The sequence below is a fragment of the Stenotrophomonas maltophilia group sp. vghtpe118 genome (assembly GCF_052605195.1).
The window spans coordinates 1,612,262-1,624,894 of record NZ_CP199672.1; the positions used below are offsets into that span (position 1 = coordinate 1,612,262).

Below are 12,633 nucleotides of genomic sequence, written 5' to 3' on the forward strand. Positions count from 1 at the left end.
CCAGTATCCAGTTACAGGTCGCTTACGCCGCCCGCGCCGGCATGACCGGCATGCGCGGCCCCTGCTCCAGCTGGAATACCGCCACTGACGTGGTCAGTGCATGCGCCTGTTCTTCCAGCGCGCGGCTCGCGGCAGTGGCTTCTTCCACAAGCGCGGCGTTCTGCTGGGTCACCTGGTCCATCTGCACCACCACCTGGTTGACCTGCTCGATGCCGGCGGCCTGCTCCTTGCTGGCCGCTGCGATGTCGCTCATCAGCTGGGTGGTGCGCGAACTGGCCTGCGCCACGCGTGCGATCGCGGCTTCCGATTCAACGGTCACCGCCAGGCCACTCTTCACCTTGGAAGCGGCGTCCTCGATCAGTTCCTTGATCTCCTTGGCGGCGACACCGGCACGCTGTGCGAGCGTGCGCACTTCGCTGGCGACCACGGCAAAGCCACGGCCCTGCTCGCCTGCGCGCGCAGCTTCCACTGCCGCATTCAGCGCCAGGATGTTGGTCTGGAACGCGATGCCGTCGATCACCGTGGAGATTTCCGAGATGCGTGCCGAGGACTGATCGATTTCGCCCATCACCGATGCCATCTGTGCCATCGCCTGCTCGGTCTCGCGCACGGCGGCACCGGCGGCATGCGCTTCGCTGTCGGCCTGACGCGCCAGTTCGGCGTTCTGGCGTACGGTGGAGGTCAGCTCCTCCATCGACGCGGCCGCTTCTTCCAGATTCGCAGCCTGCTGCTCGGTGCGGCGCGACAGGTCGTTGTTGCCGGCGGCCAGTTCCTGGGCCGCGTTGTTGATGCTGTCGGCAGCCACTTGGATGCCGCGGACAATGCCGGTCAGCTGCGCGGTGGTGGTGTTGGCATCGTCGCGCATGCGCGCAAACACGCCGTCGTACTCGCCCTCCATGCGTGCGGTCAGGTCGCCATGCGAGATCGCGCGCAGCACGTCGGAAACATCGGCGATGCTGGCCTGCGAACTGGCCATCATGCCGTTGAGGTGCTCGACCATCGTCTTGAACTGGTACTGGAACGCAGCGGCATCGCCACGCATGCTGAAATCGCCGGCGCGTGCGGCGCGGGCCAGTTCATCGATCTGCGCGTTGATCGCCATCAGGCTCTGCTTCACCGCTGCCAGGGTGCGGGTCAGCGTGCCCTTCTCGCCCGGGTAGTCCGGCAGGTCGCGGCTGAGGTCACCCATGGCGTAACGCTGCATCACCTCGGCCATCAGCAGTTCCACCTGCACGTGTGACTCCACCAGGCTGTTGGTGGCCTGCACCATGCGGCCGAAATCACCGGGGAACGCACTGGCGTCCATGCGATAGCGGATTGCACCGGCCTCGTGCTGCTCGGCCATCTGCAACTGCGCGCCGATCGCCGCCTGCACACTCTGGCGCACGCTGGCCATCGCCTCGCCCAGCTGGGTCAGCTCGTCGCGGCCACCGAGGCGGAACTCCTGGTCCAGCTGTCCCTTGGACAGGCGCTCGGCCAGGTTCACCGCGCGCGCCAGCGGACCGGTCAGGCTGCGGCCGATCATCACCGAGGCACCGATGCCCACCAGCAGCGCGACGCCGCCCAGCACCAGCAGCTGCAGCAGGCTGCGCTCGCCCAGGCGGATGGCCTCGGCGGCTGCCTCACGGCTTTCCTTCTCTTCGAAATCCACGCCATCGGACAGTGCCTTGTTCCAGCCGTTGGCCGCTTCCTGCACCGGGCCCAGGGTCAGTGCCACGGCACCCGGGTAGTCGCCCTGCTCCATCAGTTCGCTGGTCTGCTTGTTGAGCGGGCGCGCGATGGCACGCTTGGCCGCGATGGTTTCCGCGATGGCCTTGCCCTCCGCATCGCCTGGCAGCGCCTGGTAGGCGGCCCAGCTGGCCTCATAGCGCTTGACCAGATCGGCAATGCGCTTCTCATCGCTGCCGCGGTCTTCGCCCTGGCGGATCAGCATTTCGCGCCGCACCACCATCATCTGGTTGTTGGCGTCGAGCATCTGCGACAACAGGCGCACCTTGGCCACGCTGACGTCGACCACCTGCTGCATCGCGCGCTTCTGCACGACGCTGGCGGTGGCGCCGGTGGCCACTACGGCGGCAACCAGCAGCAGCAACAGGCCAAAGCCCAGCCCAAGACGCCAGGCAACCCTGACGTTCCTCAAGTAGTTCATGGGGGTATCCAAAACGGGGGGATGTGGGCTTATCGGCGGCACGGCAGGCAATCTTGATCGCCGCCCATCGACGGCGTCGGCCACCGTTCACCTTGGTGAGTCCCCGTCCCAGCGGCACCTGCCGGTGCCAGCCGGCCGCAATGACATGCCTGCTCATGCGGGTATCAGATCCCTTTCACGGCGGTTCCGCACCGTCTGCGGGCAAGGTGGCGGCGTACCTGCTGGAGATCCCAATGCGCTCATCTGTGTCCCGATCCACCCTGCTCGCAATCTCGCTGCTGGCGTCGCCGGCCTTCGCGCAGGTGCCGCCGCCCAACCTGCCCGCCCCCATTGCCGAGAAGGCTGGCCCGGACACCGCAGTGCGCTCCGCACTGCATGCCCAGGTGCTGCTGGATCGTGCGAACTTCTCTCCGGGCCAGATTGATGGTGAGGTAGGCAGCAACCAGCGGCGGGCGGTGTCAGGCTTCCAGGCGGCGCACGGGCTGACCGTAACGGGTGAGCTGGACGACGCCACCTGGAAGGCTCTGCAGGCCGATACGATCACGCCGCTGGCCAGCTACACGCTGACTGCTGAGGATGTCGTCGGCCCGTTCCAGCCGATACCGAAAGGACCCGCCGCCCAGGCCAAGCTGAAATCGCTGGGCTACGGTAGTGTGGAAGAAGCCCTGGGCGAGCGCTTCCACGCGTCGCCAGAGCTGATGAAGATGCTCAATCCCGGCGTGGATCTGACCAGGGCTGGCAACCGTATCCAGGTCCCCAACATCGCCCCGGCCGCATTGCCGAAGGCCGCCAGGATCGTGGTCGACAAATCCGACTCCACGCTGCAGCTACTGGACGCACAGGGCAAGCTGATCGCGCAGGTGCCGGTGTCGTCCGGCAGCCAGCACGACCCGTTGCCGATCGGCGAATGGAAGATCCTGGGTGTATACCGCGACCCGCCGTTCCACTACAACCCGAAGCTGTTCTGGGATGCCCGAAAAGGTGAAAAGAAGGCCACGCTGCCGCCCGGCCCGAACAATCCGGTCGGCCGGGTCTGGATCGATCTGTCCAAGCCGCATTACGGCCTGCATGGCACGCCTGAACCCGGCCACGTGGGCAAGACCGAGTCGCATGGCTGCGTACGCATGACCAACTGGGATGCGCTGCGCGTGGCCGACGCAGTAGACACCTCGGTGCCTGTCGTGATGCAGGAGTGAGTCGATGCGTCTTCCGCAACTGATTGTGCTCGGTGTTCTGCTGGGATTGGGTGCAGGTTGGCGGCTGCACCGCGATATGGATGAGCCGGTGGCCGAAGCGCTGCCGGAAGCGCCATCGACGGTGGCCGCCGCGCCGGTGACGGAACCGGTAGCGCCAGGTGCAACAGCCCCACCCGCCTCCACTGCGCCGCCGGCCGCGCAGGCTCCGGATGCCCCGTCCGGCCTGCTGCTGCCGGTGCAGGGCATCCTGTTCTCGCAGCTGCGCGATACCTTCACCGATGCACGCAGCGAGGGCCGCGTACACGATGCCATCGACATCATGGCCGATGCAGGTACGCCGGTGCTGGCGGTGGCCGATGGCACGGTGGAGAAACTGTTCGACAGTGAGCGCGGCGGGCTGACGATCTACCAGTTCGAGCCCAGCAGGCGCTGGTGCTACTACTACGCGCACCTGCAACGCTACGCCGATGGCCTGGCCGAGAAGCAGGTGATCAGGCGCGGCGAGGTGATCGGCTACGTCGGCAGCACGGGCAATGCCAGCGCCGAGGCCCCACACCTGCATTTCGAGGTGCATGTGCTGGGGCCGGAGAAGCAGTGGTGGAAGGGAGAGTCGATCAATCCCTATCCGCTGCTGAAGTCGGCAGCGATGATGCCCGGCGCTGCCAGCGTCGCAATGCCACAGTAAAGACGGCCAACGCAGCTCCTGGAATCATCAGCAACAGCGCCGCCATCTTCCAGAAGAAGAACGGCCACAGCCAGAGGTAGTCGAGGTCGGTCAGCTTCAGCACGTCCATCGGCGGCAGCAGGTCCACCGAGGCCGCACGGCCGGCCAACACCGGATCGACCTCCAGCACGGTCAGCCGCAGCGAGGAACGGCCTCGCCGCAGTGCGTCACTGCGGCCGTAGCCGAAGTACGAGGCGGCGAACCGGTCTCGCTCGACCGATTCCAGTGCGCGGTGGATCTCCGGATCGGTCACCGCCGAGCGGCTGTCCGCGCGGAACTCGGTGCGATCGGTTGGGGTTTCCGCGCGCAGGCGCAGCTCGGGATCGACCGCCGGATCGGCGCCGTCATCCGCATAACGCAGACGCAGTCGCAGCGGGTCGTCGATGAAGCGGTACACCGTGATCTCGGCGGTCGCGCCCGGCTGCAGCACCAGCGGCAGGGTCTGCGTGCGCGAAGCCAGGTAATTGGCGAGCGCGCCCAGCACCAGCACGATGCCGGCCAGCGTCCACAGGCTCCACAGCAGCCACAGAGTCACCCGTGCGACCGTCTCGCCCTTCATGCCGAAGTCTCCGTCATCGCTGCGCTGCCCTGCCGGCTGTGCCGCCACAGTACCGAAAACGAAAAAGCCCCGCTTGCGCGGGGCTTTTCCTTCAGCAACACCAGGCAGGGCCCAGCGCTACCGGTCTCTCACTCAGGCAAACGGATCCTGCAGGACCATGGTGTGGTCGCGGTCCGGGCCGGTCGAAACGATGCTGATCGGGCAGCCGGCCAGTTCTTCCAACGAACGCAGGTAGGCGCGTGCCGCCGGCGGCAGTTCGTCCCACTGGGTGATGCCGTGGGTGTTCTCGCTCCAGCCCGGGAACTCCAGGTATACCGGGGTGCACTCTTCCCAGCCCTGCGCATCCAGCGGAGCATATTCAGTGCGCTTGCCGTTGTATTCGTAGGCGATGCAGACCTTCAGCTTTTCCATGCCATCGAGCACGTCCAGCTTGGTGATGCACAGGCCGCTGATGCCGTTGATGGCCACGGCGCGCTTCAGCGCGACGATGTCCATCCAGCCGCAACGACGCGGGCGGCCGGTCGATGCGCCGTATTCGGCGCCGCGGTCACGGATGCCCTGGCCGACTTCGTCGTCCAGTTCGGTCGGGAACGGGCCGCCGCCGACGCGGGTGGCGTAGGCCTTGGCGATGCCCAGCACGTAGTCGATCGAATCGGCGCCGACGCCGGAACCGGCCAGCGCACCACCGACGGTGGTGTTGGAGCTGGTGACATACGGGTAGGTGCCGTGGTCGATGTCCAGCAGCGCACCCTGCGCGCCTTCGAACAGCACGCGCTTACCCTGCTTGCGCAGGTCGTGCAGGATGCCCGCCACGTCGGACTTCATCGGCTGCACGTATTCGCCGAAGGCCAGCGCCTCGTCGAAGGTCTTCTGGAAGTCGACCGCATCGGTGTTCAGATACTTGGTCAGCACGAAGTTGTGGTAATCCAGCGCGGTGCGCAGCAGTTCTTCCAGCTGCTTCGGGTAATGCAGGTCGGCGATGCGGATGCCGCGACGCGCCACCTTGTCTTCGTAGGCCGGGCCGATGCCACGGCCGGTGGTGCCGATCGCCTTGCCACCGGCAGCGCGCTCGCGCGCCTGGTCCAGGGCGATGTGGTACGGCATGATCAGCGGCGCGGCCGGGGAAATCTTCAGGCGCGAACGCACTTCCACGCCGGAGGCTTCCAGCTCGGCGATTTCCTTCTGCAGCGCGGCCGGCGAGATCACCACGCCGTTGCCGATCAGGCACAGCGCGTCGTCACGCAGGATGCCCGACGGGATCAGGTGCAGGACGGTCTTCTTGCCGTTGATGACCAGGGTGTGGCCGGCATTGTGGCCACCCTGGAAGCGCACGACGGCGCCGATTTCCTCAGTGAGCAGATCGACGATCTTGCCCTTGCCTTCATCGCCCCACTGGGCACCCAACACTACGACAGACTGACCCATGACGGGCTCCTCGATTTGTTGCGGCCATCGGGGCCGCGGACGGGTAAACCGTGGCGGGGCTGGCCAGCACCTGGAGGGCGGCTCCAGACGGGGAGCGGCCGGCGATGGAAGGCCCAGACACGGAAAAAGCCGAACGGGGAGGCCCGTCCGGCTTTTGTGCATTATCCGGGTTTCCGGGGTCCGCTGCCACCTTTCCGACCGGCGGCTTCACCCACCGGTCAGGCCGGCGTCTCATGTAGAGCCGAGCCCATGCTCGGCTGCCTTCCCGCCGCTGCGCGGCGCCGCCCGAGCATGGTCTCGGACGCTACAGGGCGGGGTCAGTGCCGTGCCCACCACAGCAGGCTCAGGCCGGCCAGCAGCACCAGCCCGCCGAAGCTGCGCAGGGCCGGGCTGGGCAGGTCCAGCAGGCGCTCGGCCATGCGCTTCCAGGCGAACGGCGCCACGAACAGGAAGAGGCCTTCCAGCACCGCGACCAGGCAGACGGCGGCGAACAGATCTTTCATGGGGAACTCCGGAAAAAGCACGGGGCCCGGCGTCTGGCCGGGCCCCGTGGGGTAGTGCCCTGCGACCTCAGCGGTCGTTCTTCAGGTACTGCAGGAACGGGTCGTTCTTGTCGAGCACAATCACGCCATTGCCGTCGGTCATGGAGCCACGGTAAGCCTCCAGGCTGCGGTAGAACGCATAGAACGACGGATCAGCCGAGCCAGCCTTGCCGTAGATGCGGGCCGCCTCGGCATCGCCTTCACCGCGCAGGCGCTGTGCATCGCGCTCGGCCTCGGCGATCAGCACGGTGCTGTCGCGGTCGGCCTGGGCACGGATGGTCAGCGACTGCTCCTCGCCCTCCGCACGCAGCTTGGCCGCTTCCTGCTTGCGCTGGGCGCGCATGCGCTCGTACACGTCGTTGATCACCTGGCTGTCAGTCGGCAGGTCCACCTGCTTGATGCGCAGGTCGATCATCTGCATGCCGAGGCCGGCCACCGCCTCGTTGATCCCCTTCAGCTGCTCGGCGATCAGCTCGCTGCGGTCGCCGGACACCAGCTGCTGCAGGGTGCGCGAGTTGATCTGGTTGCGCAGCGAGTCGGTGATGATCGGCGCCAGGCGGGCGTTGGCCACACGCGGGTCGCCGCCGGTGGCACGGAAGTAGTCACCTACGTTGGAGATGTAGCCGATGGCGAAGAAGTCGACGCTGACATCCTTCTGCTCGGCGGTGAAGTAGCGCGCAGGCGCAGTGTCGAGCACCTGGAAGCGGCGGTCGAAGACCTTCACCGTTTCCACCACCGGCACCTTGAAGTGCAGGCCCGGCTTGATGTCCGAACGCACCACCTTGCCCAGGTTCAGCACCATGGCGGTCTGGTCCTCACGAACCACGTACACCGAGCCGAGCAGGCCCAGCACCACCGCCACGATCACGGCGATCCAGATAGGACTCTTCATCGGCTGCCCTCCTCACGGCCGCTCGGTCGCCCGGTCGGGCGGCCCACCGGCCGGCCCGGATCACGGGAAGCTTCCACCGCTGCACCCGGCAGCGACGGCATCACCACGTCCGGGTTCGCCACTGCGGCCGGGGCCGAGGTGGTGGGACGGGTATCGCCGGTCATCGGCACGTAGATCAGCTGGCGGCCATCGCCGCCGATCACCTTGCGGTTCTCGCTCAGCACCTGCTGCACGGTTTCCAGCCACAGGCGCTTGCGGGTCACTTCCGGGGCGTCCTTGTACTGGGCCTGCAACAGGCTGAAGCGCTGCGCGTCACCCTCGGCCTTGGACACCGCGGCCTGCTTGTAGCCTTCGGCGGTGGTACGGGCGCGCGAGGCCTGGCCTCGGGCTTCCGGCACGACCTTGGCAGCGTAGGCCTGGGCTTCGTTGATCAGGCGTTCCTTGACCTGCTGGGCACCGTTGACTTCGTCGAAGGCCGGCTTCACTTCTTCCGGCGGACGGGCGTCCTGCAGGGTCAGGCCGGTCACGGTCAGGCCGGTCTTGAACGCCTTCAGCAGCGCCTGCAGGCGCTCCTCGGCAGCCACGGCCAGCGGGCCGCGGTTGTTCAGCACAGCGTTGAGGTCGGCACGGCCGACTTCCTCGCGCACCGCGCTCTGCGCCGACTGCTCCAACACCTGGTTGGCATCGACGGTGCCGAACAGGTACTGCTGCGGGTCGTCGATGCGGTACTGGACGTTCAGCGAGACGTTGACGATGTTCTCGTCCCGGGTCAGCACCGGCACCTGGATCGAGAACGTCTTGATCTCGGTGGCGTTGACCTTGGTGACCGATTCGATCGGCCACGGCAACTTGAAGTTCGGGCCGGGCTGCAGGATGCGCGAGAACTGGCCGAAGCGCAGGACCACGCCACGCTGCTGTTCACCGATCAGCTGGAAGCTGGAGAACAGCACCAGCAGCACCACGGCCGCCACCACCCAACGCACGATGCCGCCGTCGAACAGGTCCTTCAGCGGCCCGGGCAATCCGCCCCAGCCACCACCATTGCCACCGCCGCGCGACCCGAACGGCCCGCGTCGATTGTCCTCGGGGCCTTGTCCGCCCTTGTTGCCGCCGGGTGTATTCCAGGCCATGCACGCTCCATCAAGATGTGGGCTGCGGCGCGGGCCCTTCCCGCGGCGCCAGCCGTGAAACCATTACTGATCATACAAGATGGGGCGGATTGGCAGGATCGAAAGGGGGGCAACGGGGTAAGGTGGCGTTTTCCTCGAAGTCAGGCAATGCCGATGGCCCCCACCACCCCGTTCACCGCCTTCCGCATCGAAAACGACGACGCCGGTTACCGCAGCGGCCTGGCCCAGCTCAAGGTCGAAGACCTCAGCCCCGGCCAGGTTCTGATCCGCGCCAGCTGGTCCTCGGTCAACTACAAGGACGCTCTGGCCGGCACCGGCAAGGGAAAGATCCTGCGCCGCTTCCCGCTGGTGGGGGGCATGGACGTAGCCGGCACCGTGGTCGCCAGCACCGATCCGGAATGGCGTGAAGGCGACGCGGTGCTGGCCACCGGCTGCGGCCTCAGCGAGACCCGCGACGGCGGCTACAGCCAGTATGTGCGGCTGGAATCGCGTGCGGTGATCGCCCAACCGGCCGGGCTGAGCCCACGCGAGGCGATGGTGCTGGGCACCGCCGGCTTCACCGCGGCGTTGGCGCTGCTGCGCATGCAGGACAACCGGCAGAGCCCGGAACTTGGACCGCTGGCGGTCACCGGCGCCAGTGGCGGCGTCGGCGCGCTGGCACTGTCGATCTTCAGCCGCGCCGGCTACACGGTGCATGCGATCAGCGGCAAACCCGACCAGACCGGTTTCCTGCACGCCATCGGCGCCACCGAGGTGCTGCCGCGTGAGGCCCTGGCCGACACCGGCCCACTGCAATCGGCGCGTTTCGGTGGGGGCCTGGACAATGCCGGCGGCGCCATGCTCGCCAGCCTGCTGGCGCAGACCGCGCCCTACGGCAGCGTGGTCAGTGCCGGCCTGGCGGCCAGCCCGACCCTGGAGATGACGGTGATGCCGTTCATCCTGCGTGGTGTGTCGCTGCTGGGCGTGTCGTCGGCCAATGCGCCACGCGGGCTGCGCGAGGACGTCTGGGCGCGGCTGGGCAACGAATGGAAACCGCAGCACCTGGACCGCATCTGTACCGCCGAGGTCGGCCTTGATGGCCTGCCGGCCGTGTTCGAGCGGATGCTGGCGGGCGGATCGCTGGGCCGCACCGTGGTGCGGATCGACTGAACGTCGCAGGCAGGCGACAGACGGCAGATGCGCCCCTCCCGCCGGTAATGAGCCCGCACTACACTGCGGGCATTACATGGGGAACAACATGGCACGCATTCTGATCGTCGACGACTCACCGTCGCAGCTGTTGGGGATACAGCGCATCGTCGAGAAGCTCGGGCACCAGATCCTGACCGCCACCGATGGCGCGGCCGGGGTCGAAACCGCCAAGGCCGAGCTGCCCGACCTGGTCCTGATGGACGTGGTGATGCCCAATCTCAACGGCTTCCAGGCCACCCGCACCCTCGCCCGCGACGAGGCGACCCGGCATATCCCGGTGATCCTGGTGACCACCAAGGACCAGGACACCGACCGCATGTGGGGCATGCGCCAGGGCGCCAAGGCCTACATCACCAAGCCGTTCTCGGAAGACGAGCTGTCCGAAGTGCTGGAGCGCGTGTTCGCCGGGCAGGGTTGAGACGCGCGCGGTAGTGCCGGCCGCTGGCCGGCAATCACAGCTCATTGCCGGCCAGCGGCCGGCACTACCGGAAGGCGTGCTCAGATCGTCTCGCCAAACGCCTTGGCCAGGTTCCGGTAGGCCTTCTTCTGCGCCTCGTCGGTCGCGGCCGGGGCCACGATCTCGATCTCGACGATCTGGTCGCCCTCCGGGTTGCCCGGCAGGCCCCGCCCGCGCAGGCGCAGCTTGCGCCCGGCATCGGAGTCGGCCGGGATCTTCAGTTCCACCGCGCCGCCCAGGGTCGGCACGCTGATGCTGGTACCCAGCGCGGCCTGCCACGGCGTGACCGGCAAGGTGTAGAGGATGTTGCGGCCATCGACCTCGAACTGCGGGTGTGCGGCGTACTCCACTTCCAGCAGCAGGTTGCCACCATGGTTGCCCTGCCCCGCCAGGCGGATCACCTGCCCCGGACGGATGCCCTTGGGCACGCGCACGTCCAGCTGCTTGCCGTTGACGGTGATGCGCAGGCTGTCGCCGCTGTAGGCCGCTTCCAGCGGGACCGACAGCTTGGCACGGGTGTCGCGGTTGGGGGCATGGCCCTGGCTGCTGAACCCCGGGCCAGGACCGGCACCGCCGCGCTGGCGCGCGAACAGGCTTTCGAAGAAGTCGCTGAAGCCGCCGTTGGCGCCACCACCCCCGAACACTTCCTCGAAGTTGAAACCACCGGCGCCGCCGTAGTTCGGCGGCACGTTGAACTCCTCGCCCGGGCGATAGCCCTGCGCGCGCAGCTGGTCGTAGGCTGCACGCTTTTCCGGATCGCGCAGCGCCTCGTAGGCCTCGTTGACCGCCTTGAACTTGTCCTCCGCCCCGGCTTCCTTGCTGACGTCCGGGTGGTACTTGCGTGCCAGCCGCCGGTAGGCGGTCTTGATCTCCGCCTCGCCCGCGCTCGGTTCCACCCCCAGGGTGGCGTAGTAATCCTTGAATTCCATCCAGCTACCTCGATCTGCTTCGGCCGCGCCGGTGGCGCCGCCCCGGGTTCATTCTACGCGCCGGCGATGCTACGCCGCCCCTCGTGCGGCGCCGGTGAGGCCGACTGATCCTGCGCAATGCGGTTGCCATCGCCCTGCCCCAGGCTATGGCTGGAAGCCCGCTCCGCAAAGCCTGAAGATGGGGCCTGCACGCCGGTTTTCCAATGTCTTGACGTCCCTGTCCCATCCGGCCCACTACGCTGCCCCAGCAAGGAGTTCCCCCATGACCATCCATGTCGGCGACCGCATTCCGGAAGTGACCCTCAAGCGCATCCGCGAGGGCATTGAAACGCTCGATACGCATTCGCTGTTCGACGCGCGCAAGGTGGTGCTGTTCGCCGTGCCCGGCGCGTTCACGCCGACGTGCTCGGCCCGCCACCTGCCCGGCTACGTCGAGAAATTCGAGGCCTTCCGCCAGCGCGGCATCGATGTCTACTGCATGGCCGTCAACGACCCGTTCGTGATGAAGGCCTGGGCCACCGATCAGCACGTGCCCGACGGCCTGCTGATGCTGTCCGACGGCAATGCCGAACTGACCCGCGCGCTCGGCCTGGAGCTCGACGCCAGTGCCTCGGGCATGGGCATCCGCTCGCGCCGTTTCGCCCTGTACGTGGTCGACGGCGTGGTCCGCGCCGCCTGGGTTGAACAGCCCGGTCAATTCGAAGTGTCTTCGGCCGACTACGTGCTGGAGCACCTGCCCACCTGATCTCCCACCGCAAGAGGAAACGGCCAGCCATGTCCAGCAAGCCAGCCAAAGCCCCCAGGCCCGCCGCGCAGATTCCCGGCATCAGCGAGCGCACGGCCCTGCGCGAGCGCGCCCGGCGCAACATCGAGGATGGTGCGATCACCGACAGCTACAGCGCCGACCGCAAGGTGGTGATCAAGCTGCTCAACGACGCACTGGCCACCGAGTACGTGTGCGTGTTGCGCTACTACCGGCACTACTTCATGGCCAAGGGCATGCTGGCCGACGCGGTGAAAGCCGAATTCCTTGAACATGCACAGCAGGAACAGGCGCATGCCGGCAAGCTGGCCGAGCGCATCGTGCAGCTCGGCGGCGAGCCCGACTTCAACCCGGATACGCTGACCGCGCGCTCGCATGCCGAATACAAGGAAGGCAGCGACCTGCGCGACATGGTCCGCGAGAACCTGGTGGCCGAACGCATCGCCATCGACAGCTACCGCGAGATGATCAACTTCATCGGCGACCGCGATACCACCACCAAGCGCATCCTCGAAGAGATCCTGGCGCAGGAAGAGGAACACGCCGACGAGTTCGCCGATCTGCTGGATGGGTGGATCGGGGAATGATTGCGCTGCGGATGCTCTGGTAGATGCCCACCTTGGTGGGCGCTTTGCCGTTCGCGTGCCAACCAAGGTTGGCACCCACCAAAGCGGAG

The 12,633-nt window shown here is 67.1% G+C and carries 13 protein-coding genes; 6 read left to right on the forward strand and 7 right to left on the reverse strand.

The window, feature by feature from the left end; genetic code table 11:
* Positions 1 to 22: 22 nt before the first annotated feature.
* The gene (locus ACUDTM_RS07565; RefSeq protein WP_005418317.1) at positions 23 to 2,149 is read right to left on the reverse strand and encodes a methyl-accepting chemotaxis protein; all 2,127 of its coding nucleotides are present in this window, start codon (positions 2,147 to 2,149) and stop codon (positions 23 to 25) included.
* 233 nt (positions 2,150 to 2,382) lie between these two features.
* Here ACUDTM_RS07565 and ACUDTM_RS07570 point away from each other — a divergent pair, with 233 nt between their 5' ends.
* Together ACUDTM_RS07570 and ACUDTM_RS07575 are read left to right on the forward strand one after the other, a co-directional pair.
* Positions 2,383 to 3,345, forward strand: a complete 963-nt coding sequence (locus tag ACUDTM_RS07570; protein ID WP_088496827.1) for a L,D-transpeptidase family protein — start codon at positions 2,383 to 2,385, stop codon at positions 3,343 to 3,345.
* A 4-nt stretch (positions 3,346 to 3,349) separates the two neighbouring features.
* On the forward strand, positions 3,350 to 4,030 hold the full coding sequence (locus ACUDTM_RS07575) for a M23 family metallopeptidase (RefSeq protein ID WP_111007831.1): 681 nt from the start codon (positions 3,350 to 3,352) through the stop codon (positions 4,028 to 4,030).
* Here ACUDTM_RS07575 and ACUDTM_RS07580 read toward each other — a convergent pair.
* From ACUDTM_RS07580 to hflK, 5 genes are all read right to left on the reverse strand, one after another.
* A complete protein-coding gene (locus ACUDTM_RS07580) occupies positions 3,960 to 4,628 on the reverse strand; it encodes a hypothetical protein (protein ID WP_445391236.1) in 669 nt (222 codons plus the stop codon). The two genes, ACUDTM_RS07575 and ACUDTM_RS07580, sit on opposite strands and share 71 nt — an antisense overlap.
* A 132-nt stretch (positions 4,629 to 4,760) precedes the next feature.
* On the reverse strand, positions 4,761 to 6,053 hold the full coding sequence (locus ACUDTM_RS07585; protein ID WP_005418326.1) for an adenylosuccinate synthase: 1,293 nt from the start codon (positions 6,051 to 6,053) through the stop codon (positions 4,761 to 4,763).
* 317 nt (positions 6,054 to 6,370) lie between these two features.
* A complete protein-coding gene (locus ACUDTM_RS07590) occupies positions 6,371 to 6,556 on the reverse strand; it encodes a DUF2065 domain-containing protein (RefSeq protein WP_005410640.1) in 186 nt (61 codons plus the stop codon).
* A gap of 67 nt (positions 6,557 to 6,623) precedes the next feature.
* Positions 6,624 to 7,487, reverse strand: coding sequence for a protease modulator HflC (gene hflC, locus ACUDTM_RS07595; RefSeq protein ID WP_019660037.1), 864 nt, complete (start codon positions 7,485 to 7,487; stop codon positions 6,624 to 6,626).
* Positions 7,484 to 8,617, reverse strand: coding sequence for an FtsH protease activity modulator HflK (gene hflK, locus ACUDTM_RS07600; protein WP_072168589.1), 1,134 nt, complete (start codon positions 8,615 to 8,617; stop codon positions 7,484 to 7,486). Before hflK ends, hflC begins: the two co-directional genes overlap by 4 nt.
* A gap of 153 nt (positions 8,618 to 8,770) precedes the next feature.
* Between hflK and ACUDTM_RS07605 the strand changes: the two genes are divergently transcribed.
* The gene (locus ACUDTM_RS07605; RefSeq protein ID WP_088496826.1) at positions 8,771 to 9,766 is read left to right on the forward strand and encodes a YhdH/YhfP family quinone oxidoreductase; all 996 of its coding nucleotides are present in this window, start codon (positions 8,771 to 8,773) and stop codon (positions 9,764 to 9,766) included.
* Between the two features lie 88 nt (positions 9,767 to 9,854).
* Positions 9,855 to 10,226, forward strand: coding sequence for a twitching motility response regulator PilH (gene pilH, locus ACUDTM_RS07610; protein ID WP_005410644.1), 372 nt, complete (start codon positions 9,855 to 9,857; stop codon positions 10,224 to 10,226).
* Between the two features lie 80 nt (positions 10,227 to 10,306).
* Here the strand turns inward: pilH and ACUDTM_RS07615 are convergent, their stop codons facing one another.
* Positions 10,307 to 11,194: a DnaJ C-terminal domain-containing protein gene (locus ACUDTM_RS07615; RefSeq protein WP_061478849.1), complete on the reverse strand. Its 888-nt coding sequence runs from the start codon at positions 11,192 to 11,194 to the stop codon at positions 10,307 to 10,309.
* Positions 11,195 to 11,456: 262 nt separating this feature from the next.
* On the opposite strand from ACUDTM_RS07615, the gene ACUDTM_RS07620 reads away from it, so the two are divergent.
* Both ACUDTM_RS07620 and ACUDTM_RS07625 read left to right on the forward strand, forming a co-directional pair.
* A complete protein-coding gene (locus ACUDTM_RS07620) occupies positions 11,457 to 11,939 on the forward strand; it encodes a peroxiredoxin (protein ID WP_072168587.1) in 483 nt (160 codons plus the stop codon).
* Between the two features lie 29 nt (positions 11,940 to 11,968).
* Positions 11,969 to 12,544, forward strand: a complete 576-nt coding sequence (locus ACUDTM_RS07625) for a ferritin-like domain-containing protein (RefSeq protein ID WP_072168586.1) — start codon at positions 11,969 to 11,971, stop codon at positions 12,542 to 12,544.
* Positions 12,545 to 12,633: the final 89 nt, after the last annotated feature.